This is a genomic window from Scytonema sp. PCC 10023, assembly GCF_963920835.1.
GTDB lineage: Bacteria > Cyanobacteriota > Cyanobacteriia > Cyanobacteriales > Nostocaceae > Kalymmatonema.
In genome coordinates, this window is sequence record NZ_CAWUDP010000004.1 from 109697 (window position 1) to 129897 (window position 20201).

General features: G+C 42.2%; 17 protein-coding genes and 2 pseudogenes. 5 read left to right on the forward strand and 14 right to left on the reverse strand.

Annotated features, from left to right (window positions below):
- Positions 1–15 precede the first annotated feature (15 nt).
- The 3 genes and pseudogenes from ACM0OZ_RS04085 to ACM0OZ_RS04095 form a co-directional block, all read right to left on the reverse strand.
- The gene (locus tag ACM0OZ_RS04085; protein WP_414581545.1) at positions 16–711 is read right to left on the reverse strand and encodes an acyl-CoA dehydrogenase family protein; all 696 of its coding nucleotides are present in this window, start codon (positions 709–711) and stop codon (positions 16–18) included.
- Between the two features lie 34 nt (positions 712–745).
- Positions 746–1387: pseudogene (locus tag ACM0OZ_RS04090) on the reverse strand (class II aldolase/adducin family protein); the annotation flags it as partial.
- Positions 1388–1429: 42 nt separating this feature from the next.
- Entirely contained in the window at positions 1430–2566 is a 1137-nt protein-coding gene (locus ACM0OZ_RS04095) for an RNA-guided endonuclease InsQ/TnpB family protein (protein ID WP_414581631.1), read from the reverse strand.
- Between the two features lie 34 nt (positions 2567–2600).
- Here ACM0OZ_RS04095 and ACM0OZ_RS04100 point away from each other — a divergent pair, with 34 nt between their 5' ends.
- Positions 2601–2768 carry a CopG family transcriptional regulator gene (locus ACM0OZ_RS04100; RefSeq protein ID WP_157679219.1) on the forward strand — a complete coding sequence of 56 codons (168 nt, stop codon included), beginning with the start codon at positions 2601–2603 and terminating at the stop codon, positions 2766–2768.
- A gap of 32 nt (positions 2769–2800) precedes the next feature.
- Here ACM0OZ_RS04100 and ACM0OZ_RS04105 read toward each other — a convergent pair whose 3' ends face one another.
- Positions 2801–3772, reverse strand: coding sequence for an aliphatic sulfonate ABC transporter substrate-binding protein (locus ACM0OZ_RS04105; RefSeq protein ID WP_414581632.1), 972 nt, complete (start codon positions 3770–3772; stop codon positions 2801–2803).
- Between the two features lie 620 nt (positions 3773–4392).
- Between ACM0OZ_RS04105 and ACM0OZ_RS04110 the strand changes: the two genes are divergently transcribed.
- Both ACM0OZ_RS04110 and ACM0OZ_RS04115 read left to right on the forward strand, forming a co-directional pair.
- On the forward strand, positions 4393–4803 hold the full coding sequence (locus ACM0OZ_RS04110; protein WP_414581546.1) for a hypothetical protein: 411 nt from the start codon (positions 4393–4395) through the stop codon (positions 4801–4803).
- A gap of 9 nt (positions 4804–4812) precedes the next feature.
- On the forward strand, positions 4813–7200 hold the full coding sequence (locus tag ACM0OZ_RS04115; protein ID WP_414581547.1) for a hypothetical protein: 2388 nt from the start codon (positions 4813–4815) through the stop codon (positions 7198–7200).
- 308 nt (positions 7201–7508) lie between these two features.
- On the opposite strand, the gene ACM0OZ_RS04120 is transcribed toward ACM0OZ_RS04115, so the two are convergent.
- Positions 7509–8768 (reverse strand): RNA-guided endonuclease InsQ/TnpB family protein, encoded by a 1260-nt coding sequence (locus tag ACM0OZ_RS04120; RefSeq protein WP_414581548.1) that lies wholly within the window; start codon positions 8766–8768, stop codon positions 7509–7511.
- A 59-nt stretch (positions 8769–8827) separates the two neighbouring features.
- Between ACM0OZ_RS04120 and tnpA the strand changes: the two genes are divergently transcribed.
- Entirely contained in the window at positions 8828–9232 is a 405-nt protein-coding gene (gene tnpA / locus ACM0OZ_RS04125) for an IS200/IS605 family transposase (RefSeq protein WP_414581549.1), read from the forward strand.
- A gap of 120 nt (positions 9233–9352) precedes the next feature.
- Here the strand turns inward: tnpA and ACM0OZ_RS04130 are convergent, their stop codons facing one another.
- The 9 genes and pseudogenes from ACM0OZ_RS04130 to ACM0OZ_RS04170 all read right to left on the reverse strand — a co-directional run bounded on the left by ACM0OZ_RS04130 (position 9353) and on the right by ACM0OZ_RS04170 (position 18282).
- Entirely contained in the window at positions 9353–10168 is an 816-nt protein-coding gene (locus ACM0OZ_RS04130) for a hypothetical protein (RefSeq protein WP_414581550.1), read from the reverse strand.
- 46 nt (positions 10169–10214) lie between these two features.
- Complete coding sequence (locus ACM0OZ_RS04135; protein WP_414581551.1) at positions 10215–11264, reverse strand: LLM class flavin-dependent oxidoreductase; 1050 nt, start codon at positions 11262–11264, stop codon at positions 10215–10217.
- 836 nt (positions 11265–12100) lie between these two features.
- On the reverse strand, positions 12101–13348 hold the full coding sequence (locus ACM0OZ_RS04140) for an MFS transporter (RefSeq protein WP_414581552.1): 1248 nt from the start codon (positions 13346–13348) through the stop codon (positions 12101–12103).
- A gap of 35 nt (positions 13349–13383) precedes the next feature.
- Entirely contained in the window at positions 13384–14331 is a 948-nt protein-coding gene (locus ACM0OZ_RS04145) for a D-2-hydroxyacid dehydrogenase (RefSeq protein WP_414581553.1), read from the reverse strand.
- Positions 14332–14542: 211 nt separating this feature from the next.
- Positions 14543–14851 (reverse strand): annotated as a pseudogene (locus ACM0OZ_RS04150) (NAD(P)-dependent oxidoreductase); the annotation flags it as partial.
- Positions 14842–15171, reverse strand: a complete 330-nt coding sequence (locus ACM0OZ_RS04155; RefSeq protein WP_414581554.1) for a hypothetical protein — start codon at positions 15169–15171, stop codon at positions 14842–14844. The pseudogene ACM0OZ_RS04150 and the gene ACM0OZ_RS04155, both read right to left, overlap by 10 nt.
- 65 nt (positions 15172–15236) lie before the next feature.
- Positions 15237–15566 carry a 4Fe-4S binding protein gene (locus tag ACM0OZ_RS04160; protein ID WP_414581555.1) on the reverse strand — a complete coding sequence of 110 codons (330 nt, stop codon included), beginning with the start codon at positions 15564–15566 and terminating at the stop codon, positions 15237–15239.
- A gap of 232 nt (positions 15567–15798) precedes the next feature.
- A complete protein-coding gene (locus tag ACM0OZ_RS04165; RefSeq protein ID WP_414581556.1) occupies positions 15799–17451 on the reverse strand; it encodes an FAD-dependent oxidoreductase in 1653 nt (550 codons plus the stop codon).
- 624 nt (positions 17452–18075) lie between these two features.
- On the reverse strand, positions 18076–18282 hold the full coding sequence (locus ACM0OZ_RS04170) for a hypothetical protein (protein ID WP_414581557.1): 207 nt from the start codon (positions 18280–18282) through the stop codon (positions 18076–18078).
- 160 nt (positions 18283–18442) lie between these two features.
- Here ACM0OZ_RS04170 and ACM0OZ_RS04175 point away from each other — a divergent pair, with 160 nt between their 5' ends.
- On the forward strand, positions 18443–20167 hold the full coding sequence (locus ACM0OZ_RS04175) for an iron uptake porin (protein WP_414581558.1): 1725 nt from the start codon (positions 18443–18445) through the stop codon (positions 20165–20167).
- The last annotated feature ends 34 nt before the right edge of the window (positions 20168–20201 follow it).

The window sequence follows — 20201 nt, forward strand, 5'->3', positions numbered from 1 at the left end:
ATTTTTAATTTTTATTTAATTTTTAATTCTTAACGCTGATTTCCCTAAAGACAAACAAATCACATCATTCTGTGGTGTATGAATACGGCTACAAAGAACATCAGGGTAATGTCTTTCCAGAGGATTATTTCTAGATAAACCTGGATTACCAATCAGTTCTAGTCCAATTTCAACGGCGCGAATGGCGTTATTTGTTGCAAGATATTTCACCGTTTGCGCTTGCAAACTCACATTGGTATCGTATTCACCTTTATCTATGTCAGCCGCTAAGCTATAAATCAATCGCTGGTTGGCATATAACAATGCTTCAATTTCACCAACAGCAGTTTGAAAGCGAGGCAAAGTTGCCAAAGTTGCACCCAAATTAGTCGGCGATCGCCCGTATGATGAAATCACCCCAGCTTTGTACAATGTGTCCGCTACTTTTTGCTGAGAAGCGATCGCGGAGCGCGTCCTATGCCCCAACAAAGCTCCACTTTGTTGCCACGAATCTCCGATTCGAGGGAAGGGTTTCTGGAGGAAACCCTTCGAGCATATACAGACGCTCGCCTCATTTGAGATAGGAAGCAACTGAGAACGACGCTGTTCTAATCCTTCTTTTTCATCTTGATAGACGATAGATTCATCAACGTTAATAGCAGCAGCATAGTTTCGCGACCATTCCTTAACATTGGTGTTACGCCATACTTGTGACTTCTTGATGCGACACAAGGCTACCTCTGGGTAGACACGTGAAGTTTTCCTTTTACTCCAACAAATCTGGTTCCTCGCGTACAACCCTCTCATAGATTGGTTGAAAACTAAACCAGCCACGTCCGTGTGTTCCAACTTGGCTCTGTGCTAGACTGGCATTCTCAGGGTCAATCGGAAAAGGTTTGCCTGCTGCTTCTGCTAAAAGTTGAGCTTGACAAGAACGTTCAAAGCTGATATACCACCAGGCAGCTTCATCAACAGTATGACCTACTGTCAAGTGACCGTGGTTACGCAAGATGACAGCTTTTTTATCGCCCAAAGCATCAGCAATGCGCTTGCCTTCCTTGGTGTCCAATACTACACCTTTGTAGTCATCAAACAGCGCGTGGTCTTCATAAAAAGCACAGGCATCTTGAGTTATGGGGTCAAGCAAACGACCGAGACTAGACCAGGATTTGCCATACAGTGAATGAGCGTGTGCAGCGGCTACAATATCAGGTCGAGCCTCATGAACTTGAGAATGGATAGCAAAAGCTGCTCTATTAACAGGCTGTGAACCCTTGACGACTTCGCCCTCTCTATCAACCAAAATCAGGTCAGAAACTCGAATGTGACCGAAGTACATCCCAAAAGGGTTTACCCAGAAGTGGTCTGTAAACTCCGGATCGCGAGCTGTGATATGACCTGCTGTTCCGTTCCATTTTTACTAACATTTGAAGAGCAAAAACTTCCTGTTTCAACCGAGACTGTCGGCAGCACCTCGTCCACAAGCAGACACGACGGAACTCGCCGCGTATTTCGATATGTTGATTGCCGCGTTCAGATCGCGGTCAATTTCAAAATCACATGAATGACAGTGGTAGACTCGCTCCCTTAGACTAAGCGAATCTTTTACATTGCCACAGCAAGAACAGGTTTTACTGCTAGGTGCAAATCGGTCAATAACAACCAGTTTGCTGCCGTATAGTTGACACTTGTATTCCAACTGACGGCGAAACTCGTAAAATCCCATGTCTCCTATTGCTTTAGCCAAACAGCGATTAGCCATCATCCCAGACACGTTCAAGTCTTCAATCCCTATTACCGCGTGGTTTTTGCTTAAATAAGTGGTGACTTTATGAAGAACGTCTTTACGAATGTTGGCAACCCGTCTATGTGCTTTAGCTACCAGCAACACTGCTTTATTCCAATTAGCAGAACCTTTGACCTTACGACTGAGATTGCGTTGTAGCCGTTTTAATCTACGTTCTGCTTGACGATACGATTTAGCACCGTCGAACACAACACCTGTGGATAGTGTTGCTAGCGCTTTAATACCTAGATCGACACCGACAATATCGCAAACTTTTGGTGTTTGTTCAATAGGAACATCAATTTTAAACGAGATAAACCACCTGTCTGCTTGGCGGCTAATTGTCACTGACTTAGGCTCTACACCCTGTGGTAATCTCTCAAAGGTTTTCAACCATCCAATCACCGGAACCTTGACCCGCTTGTGGTCAACATGAATTGAACCATCAAGAGTAAAAGAGTCGTCTCTTCCTTTCTTCTTGAACTTTGGAAAGCCTTTGACTTTCTTAAAAAAAGATTTAAATGCATCGCTCAAATGCCGTAATGCATATTGAGGGGAGCATTTACTAACTTCGTAGTACCAAGGGTTTTCCGGCTTAATTGAAGCCACCAACCACTTGTGTAAGTCAATCGAGGAAGGAAACTTAATTTTGTCATCAGGGTTGGCACGGTTATGTGCTAACACCTGCTGACATAAGGCAAGACCCTGATTCCAAGCATGACGTGCTACACCAGCGTGTTTAGCCAGCATCAATCGTTGCACTTTGTTAATTTTGAGTTCTGTCTTAAATCCTAGTAGCATAGTTGTATTGTACAGCATTTGACGTACAAATACTATGAGTAAACGATTAGACATTCGACTTCCTGACGAGTACCACGAAATCCTTGAACAGTATTGCAAGCAAACAGGAGCAACAAAGACTGGAGCAATAAAAATGCTACTTCTCGTACTTAAAGATGAGCAATTGTTAGCAATTGTAAGGAAATCAATCACTGTTGATTAGCCCCCTTTTTTTTATTGGGTTTGAGAAATGAATCATTTAACGCTAAGTTTTGCCGTTGGACATAAAGCAGCAGCAATGTCTACACGTTGAGGAATAATCTTTTGCTCAAGCATCCAGTCAGCAGTTTTCTGGAGATTGGCGATATCTTCTGAATTGGGAAATGTGACTGATTCTGGACCTCGGTTTTTGGTGGCTTGTTTTGCTACGGTCGAGGAAACTTTTAGTTCCTTGACCATAAATTCCGCAGCAGATGAGGGATTTTGATTCAGCCATTCGGCATTTTTGCCAAGAGCAACCAGGGCAGCTTTTACACCTTGTGGATTTTCAGTAGCTGCACCACGCCGCACGACCATAATGCCGTAAGTAGGGGCTGGATGGGTGGTGGTAATTCTCCTCGCCCTATGTTCTAATTCAGCAATGGAAATATATGGTTCCCAGACTGCCCAAGCATCAACAGAATTTTGATAGAGGGCGGGTGCTGCATCATTTGGCGATAAGTAAACCCGTTGGACTTTCTCTTTCGGAATATTTTCTTTTTCCAAAACTTTTAGTAACAGATATTCGCCTGCACCACCTTGATTCACAGCAACTTTTTTACCAATTAAATCAGTAGCTTTACGTATCGAAGAATCACCGCGTACTAAGATGGCATTGCCTAAAGAATCTGGTTTGGGAGGCTGTACGGCTCCTATGCAAAGAGGCTGTCCCGCAGCAATACCAGATATAGATGGAATGTCACCGCACCCACCAATGTCAGCTCGATTTCCATTGAGGGCTTGCAGCAAAGTTGCACAACGGTCAAACGGACCACTCCATTCCACTTTGATGTTTTGTGCTTTCAGTTCTTGCTCTAACTCACCGCGTTGTCGTGCGATGGGAATAATCCCTCCTTTTTGATATCCTAAACGAATGACATTGGTGTTTGTGAAATTTTGTTTACTAATTGCTGTGTTATTACTCGTTTCCTTTGCGACAACCAGCAGTTTGTGGCGTGCAACCAGCAGCTATGAAACCAATACAGGAACAAACAATGAAGACTCTGCCAAGTCTCTGGGTACTCAGGGTTTCTCTATACCGACAGATGTATTGTTTTCGATGAATATGCACAATACACTCCTTAATCTCAAGGGCTAGGAGTTGAAGTCGCAGCTATTTGGGCGTCATACCAGTTTTTGCAAATATCTATAAATTTACCGGATTACCGTATTTTATAACCATATTAAATCACATCATACAAAATTCCGAAAGTTCTGAACTTGGGTTTTTAAAAGACAGCAGGCTCACTTTTTTCCGTTTTACCAACTTTAGATGATTGAGCATCGGGGAAGGTATCCAGGGCAGACATACGGCGAAACTCGACGGAACAAGGGGTAGCGTTACCCGCAGTATGCCAGATTTTGAGCGTTTTACCAGCTTACGGTTAAAAGTTGGGATTTTAGTTCTGACTGTCTTAACTAGTAACTATGTACTGGCTACTTGTAGCCTTCTTATGTTTGGGAAAAACGGGAGAGGCAAAAAAACTCTTAAGTAAACAAAATTCTCCTATATATTCACTTATAATTTATTATGTATTAATTTTTCCTCCAAAAGAAGTTTAGTATTTTTTGATAAAAGAATTTTAAGTATGGATGTAACGGTTTTGACTTCCTTCCTTGCTCCTTTTCTACCTTTTTTAGTCAAATCAAGCGAAGCTGCTGCCAAAGAAGCTGGTAAGCAATTCGGGTCTGATGCTTGGATACGAGCCAAAAGTATATGGACTAAGCTTTTACCTAAGATGCAAGCGAAAGAAGCTGCTAGAGAAGCGTTTGAAGATCTGGCAGAAGAACCGCAGAATGAGACTCTGAAAACTATCTTTCGTCTGCAATTAGAAAAACTATTAAAAACAGATGAAGCCTTAGCAAAGACAATTTCTCAACTGATAGATGAGGATTCTGAATCAGTTGCAAATGTGATTAGAATTAGTCAAACTGTAAGCGGCGAGAAAAATGTAACGATTGGACAGCAAACAGGAGGAAACTTCACTTTAAATAATTAAAGAAAATCATTGGAGATAGAAAAAGTCTTCTTAAGAAGAAAGTCTAGAGTTATGCTAAAAAGATTTTTTACCGACCTTTTTAGATGGGCTTTAAAAAAAATTTCAAGATTTGCACGTATTTTTAAAATAAATACTCAAGCTTTGAAGTCTGAAGTTCGCTCAGATTATAGACAAGAAAATAGACAAGAAATAAATGGGAATAAAAACGCTACTTTCGGAATAGTCAAAGGAGGAAAGATAACCATCAATTATGATTATAATGCTCCTCTCCACACTACAGAAGAAAATTTTCAAATAGTTTCACTTACTATTATTGAGCGAAAGCCATTTCCAGTTATTGATGTAAAACTCTTAAATAGAGATAAAGATCCTATCTTAATACATAAAATAGAGCTTGTTATACTGTCAAGCCAGACATATTTCGATGAGATTAAAACATCTCCAGTACTTGCCTCATCACATGTCTATCATATTTTGCTCGATCCAGCAGAAGTAAAATCGGTTGTTCGGGAAGCATCATTTGTTGTGAATCAACATTCTGCTGATAGGTTTCATGTTGTAGTAGGAACAGGTCATTCTTCTCGTGATGGAAAAGTAGAACTTCAAGGTCAATTGCGACTGTATTACAATAAAAATCAGACTAGAGACTCAGAAATATTTAATATTTCAGTATATATTGACCACCACTTCAGCCCTGCGAAAGCTTCAGATATTTTGAATACACAGTCATATTTTCAGAAAGTTTCTGAAAATATCGATGTCTTAAAAAATATTGATCCGGAGGAGATAGAACATCTTGGAAGATCGTATTTGGGAGCAGATGGCAAGTGGAATTTTGTCAAAAATCCTAATATTTTGAGAGATTTAAATACAGAGGAAATTGATATTCTTACTCAGCTTAATCTAAAAGCAAAAAATAAGTTGGAAGCAGAAAAACTGTGTCTGAATATCCTGCATAAAGGAAATGATATACCAACATTAGTTCAAGCATCTATATCTCTGATGCGACTTGGTAATTCTATAGGACTAGAATGGCTTATAAACGCTGTTTCCGAAAACGAACCAATTTTGTGGAAGAGAATTATTGCAGTTAGACATCTTATTTACAATCGGTATTTGGAAAGATCTACATATATTGAAATAATAAGAGGAAGCAACATTGCGATGAAGCTCGAAGTTATTAGAGTTTTGGGTTTCCTTCGTGATAACTCTGTCGTTCCAGAATTGAGTGAGCTTATTAGAGATATTGATAATGTGATTGAAAATAGTCTAAAGGTATATTTTTCTGAAAACGCTAAGTCATTTTTAAACCAATTAGGAATACTTGATGCAAGACGCAATTATGAGCTAGAGGAAATTGTTCGTGCATTAGGGTATATCGGTGATCAAAGAGGAATTAGCTTAATCGAACCGATCATCAACTCTGAATCAACTTACAAAGAGCTTTCGTACAATCTTTTGGTAGCCTGTATTGAAGCACTTGGAAATATTGGAGGTGCTGAAGCAATTAAACAACTTGAAGCAATGCACCAAAGGCTTTCTAACTTAATCTATCCATCTAGTAAAGTTAAACAGGCAATCATATCCTCATTAGATACAGCTAGAAACAATAAGCAGCCCCAAACAATCTATGGAATCGAGGTAGGTTTAGGAAGAGATTTTTCAAATTTGGTATTTGCACGAGAAAAAGATGACTTTCCTATAAATTGGGTTGGTTCTGGACTAGAGACTCTGCTCCGTAGTGATTCAATTGATGAAAAAATAACAGAATGGTTCAGGGGAGATGATTGCTTCTCTTGCATTATGGAGTTTATGAATACATATCAATATAGTAATGCAAGTAGTGTTAATGGTGTTCATAACGTTCATTTTCACAATAAATTACCAGATCTTATTATCCCTGGCAAATGGAGGAAACATCCACTTTTGCAAAATAAATTTCACCCTGACTATCCTGATGATATTCAAGTCATTGTTCATGAGGGCGGCCCAAGAGTTAGTAAACAAAGACCTGAGCTAATGTGGGTAAGTATAATTGCACAACAAGATGATGTTTATGTAGGTATTTTACTTAACAAACCACACAATTTAACTACAGTTAAACAAGGAGAGAAAATCCTGTTTCTAGTTTCTGAAACTAGCGAATATCCCTTCCGGATAACGGAAAAATATCTTGCTGAACGTAATAGTTGGGAGATGGTCTATCCATGCAATAAATGTGGCTTTTCTGAGTTGTTTGATCCCCCATCTGAACTATTTGAAAAAGTTTTTCCAAGCCAGAATGTACGACTTTCTGATATTCCTAAAGATGCGACAGTTGTAGCTAAGGTTTTTACTGCCTTATGTCCGATATGTGGTGGAATACAATGTATAAATATGGAGGTTAAGGCACATTAGGGTAATGAATTTGTTAAGTTAGAATCTGTTTTTCAAAACGGAGAAAATGCAAGATGTAAAAGTAGTGTTTAGAAAGCTGTACGTATGAATCGAAAAAATTTCTCGTGGTAGTTATGAGCGCCGTCACCAACCTTGGGTATTTTCCCAACAATGGGTCATAAGTTGGTATTTGAGTTATAACTATCTTAATTAGTAATTCTGTACTAATACTGATTAACATCACTTCCTTCCTCCTCTCTCTTTCTGGTGCGTACTCTGCGGTTCATTCATAAGTATCATTTCTGCGGTACGAGTCAACTCTCCTTGAATTATGAACTACACGCGACCCGCCTTCGGCGCTCGGTCGCGGTTTCTGACGCTTCATCTGAGCAACTTGCTTGAAGCTTCCGCACTCCTGTTGAGGTTGACTCATCTGCATCTGTAGAGGCACGTTCCATACCCCTTGCATAGTTGAGCATTACCATTGCTGCGGCTACATCCCTATCACATTGATAATCGCATTTTTCGCAATGATGTACTCTTTCTGTTAATGTTTTCTTTTTCTGATAACCGCAATTAGGGCAAGTTTGAGAAGGTTTAACTTTGACTGTCGGAATCTCAATGTAGAAGCCTCCAGCTTCGGTAACTTTATATTTAATCAGGTCTTTAAGATTACCTATTCCCACGTCAAGCAAAGACTTATTAAGTCCTGACTTTTGACGTTTTCTTTTGCCTTTAGATTTGCGAGTCATCCCTTTAAGGTTTAACTTCTCAGTCGCTACCAAGCTATTACAGCTAACTATTTGTGTAGAGAGTTTATGTTGCCAGTCTTGTCTTTGACGCGCAACTTTGGATTGTATTTTGGCTACTGCTTGCGAAGCTTTTCTCCAACGTCGTGAAGGTTTAACACCTCTGTTTGGTGGTCTTTTTCTACGACTGGTTTTAGCTATTTTATTGATTTTGGTTTGAGCAGCTTTAACAAATCTGGGATTCTCAATCACATTGCCATTAGAATGTGCAATAGCATGGTGAGTACCAAAGTCTAAGCCAATAGCACCTGTATCTGTTTGATAACGAGATGGAACACAATCAACAGTGATTGAAGCATACCATTTCCCTTGCTTAAACATGATTGTGCAAGTTTTAGGCTTACCCCAATCTCTAGCCTGACCGCACATTTTTAAGTTACCTAAATTAGATATTTTTAGATAACCATTCTTGCCGTTCGTGCAAGCTTTCCACCCAGATATACAAGGATAAGTCCATCCTTTATAATGGCGACTTGATTTAAACTTTGGGTACCCAGACTTGAGTTTAAAGAATCGCTTGAATGCAAAATCAACTCTTTTTACGGTGTCTTGTAAAGCATGACTACCAAGCTCTTTATACTCTGACCAACACTCTTTAAACTCAGGTAGACAATTTTGTTGGTCGAAATAATCTACTGATTTATTGAACTTTTTATATGAAGTTTTACGATGCTCAATACAAGCATTGTACAAATCTTTATGAAGTCGTCTCCAATAGTGCATTTTATCGGCTTGTATCTTTGAAGGATAAAGCCTGAAAGTAATTCGCTTGGTAGCCATAACATCTCGACCTATCTGTTATATTAGCTATTGTAGTTATGCGGCTATACCTTGTCAATATGCAACCTAGAAAAGGTTTTCATAGTGTTTTTAGCGTACGACTACACTTTGTGTTTGTAACTCATTACCGACGTAAAGCGCTAAACGCAAAAATGCTCGACCGATTAAAAGAAATGGTCGAGCAAGTATCAAACAAAATGGATTGTCAGTTAATTGAGTTTAATGGTGAATCAGACCATGTACACATCCTGTTAGATTTCCATCCTAGAAACTCGATTGCAGCAGTAGTAGGAAGTTTAAAAAGTTCTACTGCAAGAATGTTAAAAAAAGAATTTCCTGAAGAAGTAAAAAAGTATTATTGGGGTAAAGTTTCGTTTTGGTCTAATTCCTACTACGTTTCCTCTTGTGGTGGTGCGCCAATAGAAGTCCTAAAGAAATACATCCAAAATCAAGCTCGAAGATAGAAGCGAAGCACCTTCCCTACCCCGCCTTCGGCGCTCGGGTAGGGAAGGATAGCGCAATACGTTCAAAAAGCCCCCCTAGAAAGGGGGGGTGAAAGAGGAGAACACGTTTTCTAAATTTTTCTACTCGGTAACGCTCACCAACTTCGGAAGTTGAGAAACGGGGATGTCCAAAAAGTAAGCAAGCACCTCTCGCCGCCATGCATCGTAAATCACTGGTAATCCTTCAATTTCTGCACCCGTGGCGCGGTGAATAATTCCCCAATACTCCTTGAGGTAAGCATTGCGTCGCCGCTGTCCTTCTTCGTCCAGTTCAAGGAGTCGTGCTGCAATTTCCTGTTTCTGTGTGGGTGATGCTTGCTCATACTTACGTTGCCACCAAGCTAAGACCCCCAAACGGTGGTATGCTTCATCAGGGAGAATTTTCTCAACACCAAATTTTCCTGTTTCTGGGTCGTTGATTTTTGTTGTGCGGCTATTCAAAATTAACTGAGCAACGATATGCAATTCATAGTGCAACTCAAACGCCATGAACCCTAACCAGTTACGATGAGGCAAATCTCCCATAAAGTCCCAGTGCTTTTGCACTCTCTGCTGTATCTGGGCGATGGGATCGTGTCCTGTTAATTCCCACACTCGTTGACGGGTATGTTGAGCGTGTGCGCCATCATCGCCAATTTGGCGGCTCAAAAATAGTTGCAGTTCTGGGTCAGGAATTTGGTCTATAACCTTACCACAAACTTGCACTATATACAAGTCGTGAGCTGCACCACCAATACGAAAGTGGCAGAAATTCTCTATTTCTTCTTGGGTGATAGGTTGTCGTGGTGTTGCAGCGCGAGTTGTGGGAAAGTGAGGAGCATACCGAGCAATGAGTTTGTCGATAATTTCAATTTCCAACTCAGGTGTCCAAGTCGGACGAGTCAAGGTTGCAGTCATATAAGCCTTCAGTAATGAGAATCAAAAATCCTACTGTTGTTGGGTGTCAAGTTACAAGTTCTAGTGAGCGCACTCGCGGCATCACCTCTTGGGAGAAGCGTTTCATCTCCGTAGGAAAAGGTTGAAATTGCAGCATAAAAGTATCAATGCCTACTTCGATAAAATTAGCTATCCGTGCAGCTACAGTATCATAGCTGCCAACTAAGCCTGCTGCTGTACCGCCGTTACTCCCCACACCAGGATATTTCGCCATATTTTTGAACATCACCACTTCCGGTTCAACACCTTTTAAGAGTTCGCTTCTGTCGTCCTGTTTGGTGAGTTCTAGCAAATATTCATATTCTGCCTGTGCCTGCGCGTCAGTTGATCGGGCAATCACAAAAGCTGACAGCGCAAAGCGTAGCGGTTTGGATTGTGTGCGTGTCCGGTTTCTCAGGGAGGCGATCGCTTCGCGCACGACATGCAAAGGACGACCATTCAGGAAAAATACATCTGCTTCGAGTGCTGCTAACTCTTTGGCTGCTTCTGACTCACCACCCACATACACGCGGGGATGCGGTTGTGCTACTGAACGCGGACGCAAACACAAATCATTGATCGCAAAGTATTTTCCTTGAAAATTGACCCGTTCTCCACTCCACAGCGCTTTAACCACCTTAATCCACTCTTGAGAATAGCGGTAGCGCTCATCGTGGGGTAGGAAAGGTATGCCGGACTTTTGTAGTTCCGGCATAAACCACGCGCTAACGACGTTAACGGCAAAACGCCCGCCGCTGATGGCATCAATGCCTAATGCCATCTTGGCTAGCACAACTGGATGAAACAGCAAAGGCTTTACAGCAGCGATGATTTCAATTGATTTAGTTGCTTCAGCCAGGGCTGCTGCTGTTGTCCAAGTCTCTAACTGCTCAAATTCTTGATTCCTTGGATTAATGATGTGTTCAGCGATGAGAGTAGTCGTAAACCCGCACTCTTCTGCTAGCTGGATGAGTGTCTTTGCTCTTAAGTAGCTTGCGTCACGAGGTTCAAGTGGATGGTTCATCGCGCCACAATTGCCGTAAACGGGAATCCAAATCCCGTAACGTGGTTGAGACATAACTGCTATGTTTGCTTGAAAACAAAGTTTTCCGAAGTCTAGGCGCTTAAACTACTAAATTTAGTTTACTATTATTTGATAAGTTTACCGTAGTATTAGTATATAACTATCAGGCTGCAAACGGAAGGATGAGAACCCCTTTTCTTTAGAAAGGGGATGAAATCCGACACGGCGGGTTTTAACCCGACGTTTCTCTTTTTCCGGAATGTATGGACAAAATAATGTATGCTATTACAAGTGGTCAATGAACCACAGATTAAAGGTATCTCAACCTTGTTTGGGCTTGTCGAGACAAATATCACCCGTGAACATGTAATGGTGACGCGACCTGTAATACAAAGCAATTAGAAATTGCAGAGAAACAGACCCATAAAATTCAGATCCATCGGGGGAGGGACGCTTCCTGGATGTAAAAATAAAACGCTTGCGGAGACGGTCTGACGGGGGCTAAGTCATGGGACAAAGCCTAGTTAAGAGTCAATGAAACAGGAAGAAGAAGTGCTGCCAAGTATTGCTTTAGCTTTCGGAGTAGCAACCTTTAAGAATCCCTGCGCATTTATGCCTGGGAGTACGTCAATTCACAAATGAAGAGAAAAAGCAAGGAACTGATGTGAACAAATGTTTACAGCTATTTTCAGTTAATTGAACCACAGATTTTCGTAGGGGCAAAGGCTACTTTGCCCCTACCCCGTGGTTTATTTACTTGAAAAGCGGTGTAAGTCATTGAACTCTCCGTGCTTTGAAAAGACACGGATTCTGAACGTTGTTGCTCCGTCCCTCCCACTTTGTTTTGATAGGCGAGAAAAAATACAAGAGCGCTTCAGCGCAACAACGAACTAGGACTTAACCTTTTCCACATAGTGCAGCGGTCCTAGTCGGCGTAGTTCTGGTAACAGCAAGGCAATAACTAACACAACTAGAATCGTGCCAATTCCGCCGCCTACCACAGCAAGAGTCGGTCCAAATAATGCGGCTGCTAAACCAGATTCAAAGCTGCCTAACTCGTTTGATGTACCAATAAATACGCTGTTGACAGCAGAAACACGACCGCGCAGTTCATCTGGAGTACGCACTTGCACCAGTGTATGACGGATGACGACGCTGATGTTGTCAAAAGCTCCACTTAATGCCAACATCACTAGGGATAACTCGAAGGAACGCGATAAGCCAAAGATAATCGTCACTGCACCAAAACCGATGACTGACCATATTAGCGCTTTTCCGGCTCTTTTCATCGGTGGCAGATGCGCCAAGGTGACAGCCATCACCAATGCACCAATTGCTGGTGCAGCGCGTAACCATCCCAACCCAGTAGGACCGACTTGCAAAATGTCTTTAGCAAAGATGGGTAATAATGCCGTAGCACCACCTAACAAGACTGCAAACATATCGAGAGCGATCGCACCAAAAATGACTTTGTTGTGCCAAACAAAATTCATTCCGGCAACTAAGGTTTTTAAAGAGGGTGTTTTATTTGACAAACGTACAGTTTTGTTGTAGTGAATAGCGGCAATTAAACCCGTACAGATCATGATCAGTGCCCCATCAATAACATAAACCCTGGTGGCACTTTTTTGTACCGCGATCATCCACCCACCTAATGCAGGACCAAGTACTGCGGCTAGTTGGAAAGCGCTACTATTCCAAGTTGCTGCATTACTAAATACTTCTAAAGGAATGAGTTGAGGTAGTAAAGCATTGCTGGCTGGGCTGTTAAAAGCTTTGGCTACACCACCTAAAAACAGACAGGTATAGACGAGGAAAATAGAGCCGTGGGTGTAGGATAGTACTGCTAAACCAAAGGAACACAAGGCAAGCATCAAGTCAGTTAAGAATACGATCCGCTGACGGTTCCATTGATCTGCAACATGACCAGCAGGTAATGTCAATAAAATGACTGGAATAACCTGTACCAAACCCACACCACCTAAGATGAGGGCTGAACTTGTGCGTTCGTAGAGTTCCCATCCAATAGCGACACTTTGCATCTGGGAACCCAACATTAAAAGATTACGGGCAATGGCAAATAAAGTATAATTACGGTAGCGCCATGCAGCATAGGGATCGTGCCGTTGATCAGACATCAAGGTTGGTAAATTTGTAGATTTTAGTAGCCAGTTTAGTAGCCAGTATGTTTATCCACGATATTACGCAAAGGCAAGCCTTTACGATAACGTGTTAAATTATCAAGAAATAACGCCACGATGCGATCGTAAAGTTGTGGTGTCAGTCCTGAACAGTGAGGGGTTATAAATACGTTAGGTAAAGACCAAAAAGGACTTTCCGGGGGTAATGGTTCCACAGCAAAAGTGTCTAATCCAGCACCAGCAATCCAACCCTCACGTAGAGCAGTGAGTAAGGCATTTTCATCGACGATCGCACCACGAGCAATATTAATCAAGTAAGCACTCGGACGCATCAACCGCAATGCCTCTGCATCAATTAAGCCTCTGGTTTGAGGTGTCAGAGGTGTGGCAATAACTACATAGTCAGCCTCTGGAAGAAGCGATCGCCATTCATCCGCACCCACTATTTTGTCAAAATTTGGTAATGGTTCTGGGTGGCGACGACTGCCAAAAATATTCATCCCAAAGGCTTTAGCACGAATGGCAATTTCTTGACCAATATTTCCCGCACCAATAATCAGTAAAGTCTTATTGTATAACTCTTCTAGCTCTAACCACTTGATCCAATGGTGATCAGCTTGTAAAGAGTGCAATTTGTGGACATTTTTGGCGTGATAAAGCAGGAAAGTAATTACAAATTCCGCGATGGGAATGGCATAAACTCCTGATCCGTTAGTCAGAAGTATATCGTGTTCTAAAAAAATGGGTGTGAGAATGTGATTCACACCAGAACTTGGTGTATGCTGCCAACGAATTTTAGGGGAAGCTGCTAATACTTTATGGAGAGTTGTATTTTTTAACTTAAACCCGTTGAAGTAAACTTCAGCATCCTGTGGATCGCCTTCAAAATTACCTTCACTATCTACACGTACAAATGTAATATCTGGTGGTAAAAGCGGCTCGATTTTCGCAGCCAGTTCTACTGGTAGAATGAGTTTCATACTAGTTATGCAAGATATTTAAATAAAATTTAACAATAAACTTCTTGCAAAAGTCGAAAAAAAAGAATAATTAACCACAGATGGACAAGGCAGTGCGTTGCGGAGAGAAGTTGCAAGGAGGGTTTCCCTCCGGGCAAACTTCGGGGGGTTCCCCCCGTTGAAGCAACTGCCGTACAGATGGACACAGATGGAACTCACATTCCGCAAGAGCTTAATAACGAGCATTTATATCGACGACATTACTTAGAGGCTTGCCATCACGGTAGCTTGTTAAATTATTGAGAAATAGGGCTAGAGAACGCTCTTTTACCCTTGAGGAATGAGCACAACAATGAGGTGTGATAAAAATGTTTGGTAACAACCACAATAGACTTTCTGACGGCAGCGGTTCTGTGAATACTGTGTCTAAAGCAGCACCTGCAATCCAACCTTCTTGCAATGCCTTCACGAGTGCAGATTCATCCACAATTGCACCACGAGCAATATTGATTAGGTAAGCATTGGGACGCATTAGCCGTAGGACTCTAGTTTGCCTGCTACTAAGGCTTCATTCAAGTTGGGACCGTTGGGAAACGAAACCGTTTGCACTTCTTTGATTCCCAGTTTTTGTAGTTCTGGCAGAAATTTGCCTTGATTGATTGCCCAACCAATGGGTTCTGTAAGGATTTTAGTACTTTTGACACTTATAATACCCAAGCGCAGGGTGGAGGTGTTTAGTTGTTTTTGAGTGGGCGATCCTGCTTGGGAGACAGTTTGACCGTCACTAGAACCAGTGCTGAACAGTAGGAGGAATGCGGTTAGCGTGGAGAAAAGAGGTTTTGAGTGGGTAGAATGAGTCATATTGAATGAACCGCATCAGGCAGGAGAGTACGCACCAGAAAGAGAGAACAAAAGGGGTGATTGTTCTATTTGAAGTATTTGAGTAGTTGGTAAGTCGAATCTTCTTGGGCTGTGTTAGTTTGTCCGCGTCCCCAACCTACATTTCTGCGATAGCTTCCTAAGAGTCTGGCTTCAGTCAGAGACTTTTCGTCTACTTCTGCGAGCGGTTCGACTTGTGGTGCTACGTACAGAGCATCTACTGGACAGTACAATTCGCACATAAAGCAGGTTTGACAGTCATTTTGTCTGGAAATGGTGGGCGGTGCGTCTGGTACTTTATCAAAGACGTTTGTTGGGCAAACGTTAACGCAGATATTACATTGAATACAGCGAGATTCACTGACTAGCTCAATCATATCAAGTTGTTTTGAACTGGGGATTGGGGATTAGGGATTAGGGATTAGGGACTGGGAGGATTATGGACGGGGATTCAAACCCCGCCCAAATCCTGTAATATCAAATCCGGTAGCATTTGAATAATCAAAAAACCGCAGAGACGCTGAGAGCGCACAGGGAGAGGAAGGAGAAATAATTCCGGTGCCAAGGGATTTGATATAAGAACATTTTCCCATTCTCATTTTGAGATCATCATGCTGCCACTTCTACTTTGACCCTCGTCTGTTGTACAGGGGCAGTTTTTACCCAGACACGATCCAAACCACCACTAATTAAATAATGTTGTTGATTAACATCCTGTTGCGGATAGTCCGTATGTTTGTGCATCCCCCGAGTTTCTTTACGTTCCAAGGCACTGTTATACATCCACCGAGATGTGGCTACCATTGCGGCGGCTTCCCGCACACGAAGAATGTTGTTATCATCTGCTTGAGTTGTGCGAATTTCTTGCCAGAGGTGATTTAATCTCTGTAATGATTCGGTTAGTCCTGTTTCGCTGCGGAAGTAATTGCGATCGTAGGGGAAAACTTCTGCCTGGGTGGCTTGAATGATTTCTATGGTGTTCTGCCCAGCAACGCTTACGGTTTGTGAATGTTGATGACTGGATGTAAATCCTGCCTCACCTACAGCTTCGACTCGTCGTTGGTTTGCTTGTGTGCCTAAATCACGAGCATAAACAGCCGCAGATTGTCCCGCCCAGTAACCTGAAGATAACGCCCAAGCAGCATTGTGACTGCCTCCGCCCGTGAATCCACCACAGATAAGTTCTCGCGTTGCGGCATCGCCTGCAGCGTATAACCCTGGTACCGAAGTAGCGCAAGTATCATCGACAATCCGGATGCCACCTGTACCGCGTACAGTTCCCTCTAGGCGGAGGGTGACGGGGAAACGTTGTGTAAAGGGGTCTATACCTGCACGATCAAAGGGTAAGAAGAAGTTGGGTTGTGCTTTTCGCATATGTGTCCGCATTTCTTCCGTAGCTTGATCCAAGATGGCGTAAACAGGCTGCGTTAATAAAGTTTTGGCAATGACAGAACGCCCTCTTTGTGAGCCAGCTCCAGGGATTGGTGTACCATCTTCGTAAGTGAAAGTTGCCCAGTTGTAAAACAGAGTTTTAGTGACAGAGGAAAAGGCGGGAGAGATGCCGTAAGCGTTGGAAAACTCCATCCCCGACATCTCAGCACCCGCTTCGGCTGCCATTAAATAACCATCCCCTGTGAGGACATTGCAACCAAGTGCCTTACTTAAGAAAGCACAGCCACCTGTTGCAATGATGATTGCGCCTGCACGCACAAGCCATTTGTTTCCAGTTTGGCGGTTGACTCCCGTCGCACCTGCAACTCTTCGGTCTCTATCCACTAGCAGTTGCAAAGCTGGACTATGGTCTAATATTTTTACCCCCGCCCGTTTGATTTGCTTTCGCATCAAGTGCATGTACTCTGGACCTTGCAGACTCCGCCTGTAAGGTTTACCTTCGTCGTCTGTTGGGAAAGGATAACCCCACTGAGCCAACAAATTAACATTGGCATAGGTTTGATTTAGAACCCGTTGCATCCAGTTGCGGTTGGCTAAAAATCCTCCTAAAGTCTCCCGAGAAGCCATTGCCGCTTCCCGCGCTTCCGCATCAGGTGGTACGTACCACACACCGTTACCCGATGCCGCTGCACAGCCACTCGTACCACAATATCCTTTATCAACAAGAACGACATTCGCACCTTTGGAAGCCGCACTCCAAGCCGCCCAAGTGCCTGCTGGTCCACCCCCTATAACCAGAACATCACAGAGCAAGTTTGGTTCAAATTCAGTGGTAGATACTTCCCCTGTCCACAATAGATTCTTACTCATGAGAAGCCCCGCTTCAACAGTTTAGAACTTATGTACAAACAAAGACACAAGATAAGCGACAACACAAAAATGCCAGTCGCTTGTCAAACGAAGTTAAAATAATGAAAAATTACGAGAACTGCGTCAAACTATACCTTGTGACTAAAGTTGTTTGATAAACTCTTATTTTTCCAATCTAAAGTACGGTAAATTGGTAGGTAAAAAGTAGTATTGGAATATAGTAACATCCTTGCACAGTTGGTTAAAAAAATCAAGAACAAACTTTATGGGCAGAAAATAATCTGGAACACAGACACATTGTAATCTTTCTCTGGGTAATCTTTCTCTGGATGCGATCGCGAAGCGGGCACTCCGTGCCATCGCCCTTCCCTACAGTTCCTAAGTTATTTAGCCTCGATACAATGTTTCATAATATACAATAAGTCTATCGCCTTACCGGAGCTAATATTAACTTTACATTATTAGATATTTACTATATTAAGTAGACAATATAGTTTGATTAACAAAACTTATAGCAAAATGTAATCTAAAAGACTTTCTTGGTTACAGTTTTTGTGAAATGCTCCTATCTAGTAGAATCAAAATACTTTAAATTGACGTATTTGCCGTATTTTATATCAAAATTCATTGTGTTCGTTCCAAATAAGTAGTTTTTGCTGTGAATTGCAGCGAGAAGTCTGTAGACACAGAGCGGTGAGACAGCGCTGCAGGAGGGTTTCCCGACAGCAGGCGACTGCAAACCCGAAGGGCTTTCCGTAGGGGTGCGGAGGTTTCCTCCTTTGCAGGAGGCAAACGAGCAACGCTTGCCAGAACTTCCTTTGTTGTAGCCACTACAGTTTGTAGTAGTGATGAGCAGTAGCAACGCGAGTTGAGAATTTTTAGATAACTCACGCAATATTTGGTTAACACTGAAGACTTCCATTTTATCCGGCTGGTTTCTGTGGGGATACAGAGCATGATGTGCCAGACCGACTTGAGTGACAATAGCAAAATGAAAAAAACTTTGTGGGATTTATTACTGACTCTACCGATATTTATGGCGCTGGTTTTATTAGTAGCCAATGCAAAAGCTTTTGGACAAGAAACACCTTCAGATTTTCATCCTGATATTCGTGCTCCAGAATTACTTAAGTCATTTGACTCTTCAATAAAAGAGTCAAAAATAGTACGAAAAAATCAGTTAATCTCGCAAAATTTACCACAGACAACACCTACTGCGCCTACACAACCATCATCAAAGCCATCAATCCCATCTGTTTCTGAGCTTTCTGATGTGCAACCCACAGATTGGGCATTTCAAGCACTCCAGTCCTTGGTTGAGCGCTATGGTTGTATTGTAGGCTACCCTAACAGCACCTATCGCGGAAATCGTACCTTAACACGCTATGAATTTGCGGCGGCTTTGAATGCGTGCTTAGACCAAATTAATACACTGATTGCGTCATCGACAGCAGATTTGGCAACTAAGGAAGATTTAGCTACGATACAGCGACTAAAGGAGGAATTTCGTCCAGAACTTGCCAAATTAGCAGGAAGAATAGATAACTTAGAAGCCAAGACAGCACAAGTCGAGGCAAATCAGTTTTCAACGACGACTAAACTGGTAGGTAATGCAATTTTCGTAGTGGCTGATACTTTTGGAGATCGCCCGAACAACACCCCCGCGAATGATACAAATGATCCTACTAACGCCTTATTTGCTTACCTTAGTAGGCTTTCGCTTCAAAACAGCTTTACTGGTAAAGACCAACTAGTAGCTACATTACGAGCAGACAATATTCCTAATTTGACATCAAGTACGGGAACCAGTATGACCCGCTTTGCCTTGGATGCATCGACTTTTGGGAATAGTGACCTGTATGTGGAAAACTTATACTATCGTTTTCCAATTGGTCAAAAACTCACTGTTTGGATAGGTCCAAGGACACTGAATTTCCCAGTTTATGTCCCGACGTTAAACTCCTTGAATGGTAATCCATATCAGGGTGGTTTTTCCCGGTTTGGACAGTTTAACCCGACTGTGTACCGACCAGGTTTTGATGGTGCGGGTGGAGCTGTTGCATATAAATTTAGCGATCAATTACAAGCACACGTAGCTTACATAGCAGATGACCCTCAGGCTAATAGACCTGAGAGTGGACTTTTCAAAAGTTCCTTTGCGGCGATCGCCCAACTCACCTTTTCACCCAGTAAAGAATTAGATATTGGTCTAACCTATACACGCAAATACCTGACGACAAATTCTGGTAATAATCTTACTGGCGGAACAGGTAGCGCTTTTGCGCGAAATCCTTTTGGGCAAAATGCTACCACATCCAATAATTTTGGACTGGAATTTAGCTGGAAAGTTAGCCAGCGCTTTACTTTAGGTGGATGGTTTGGTTACACGCTAGCGCATCAAGAAGTTGGCGGTGACAATGATGCGACTATTATCAATGGTGCGCTAGCTTTGTCCTTTCCAGATTTATTTAAGAAAGGGAATCTGGGTGGCATTAATATTGGTATTCCGCCGAAAGTTACCAGTAATGATTTCAGATTAGCTGGACAACAACGAGAAGACCCTGACACATCTTTACACATCGAAACTTTCTATACTTTTCGGGTAAGTAACAACATCAGAATTACGCCAATTGTTTACCTGATTACCAAGCCAGAACATAATGGCAACAATGACCCAATTTTGGTAGGTGTCCTTCGTACAAGTTTTACTTTCTAAATACCACCAATCACAACAAAATTATTAAGGAGTC

Bases quoted from the DNA above. Each gene is read 5' to 3' on its own strand.
- ACM0OZ_RS04175 (WP_414581558.1), top strand. From the start codon at position 18,443: ATGAAAAAAACTTTGTGGGATTTATTACTGACTCTACCGATATTTATG.
- ACM0OZ_RS04140 (WP_414581552.1), bottom strand. From the start codon at position 13,348: ATGTCTGATCAACGGCACGATCCCTATGCTGCATGGCGCTACCGTAAT.
- ACM0OZ_RS04155 (WP_414581554.1), bottom strand. From the start codon at position 15,171: ATGACTCATTCTACCCACTCAAAACCTCTTTTCTCCACGCTAACCGCA.
- ACM0OZ_RS04160 (WP_414581555.1), bottom strand. From the start codon at position 15,566: ATGATTGAGCTAGTCAGTGAATCTCGCTGTATTCAATGTAATATCTGC.
- ACM0OZ_RS04100 (WP_157679219.1), top strand. From the start codon at position 2,601: ATGAGTAAACGATTAGACATTCGACTTCCTGACGAGTACCACGAAATC.
- ACM0OZ_RS04120 (WP_414581548.1), bottom strand. From the start codon at position 8,768: ATGGCTACCAAGCGAATTACTTTCAGGCTTTATCCTTCAAAGATACAA.
- ACM0OZ_RS04165 (WP_414581556.1), bottom strand. From the start codon at position 17,451: ATGAGTAAGAATCTATTGTGGACAGGGGAAGTATCTACCACTGAATTT.
- tnpA (WP_414581549.1), top strand. From the start codon at position 8,828: ATGCAACCTAGAAAAGGTTTTCATAGTGTTTTTAGCGTACGACTACAC.
- ACM0OZ_RS04095 (WP_414581631.1), bottom strand. From the start codon at position 2,566: ATGCTACTAGGATTTAAGACAGAACTCAAAATTAACAAAGTGCAACGA.
- ACM0OZ_RS04145 (WP_414581553.1), bottom strand. From the start codon at position 14,331: ATGAAACTCATTCTACCAGTAGAACTGGCTGCGAAAATCGAGCCGCTT.
- ACM0OZ_RS04110 (WP_414581546.1), top strand. From the start codon at position 4,393: ATGGATGTAACGGTTTTGACTTCCTTCCTTGCTCCTTTTCTACCTTTT.
- ACM0OZ_RS04135 (WP_414581551.1), bottom strand. From the start codon at position 11,264: ATGTCTCAACCACGTTACGGGATTTGGATTCCCGTTTACGGCAATTGT.
- ACM0OZ_RS04130 (WP_414581550.1), bottom strand. From the start codon at position 10,168: ATGACTGCAACCTTGACTCGTCCGACTTGGACACCTGAGTTGGAAATT.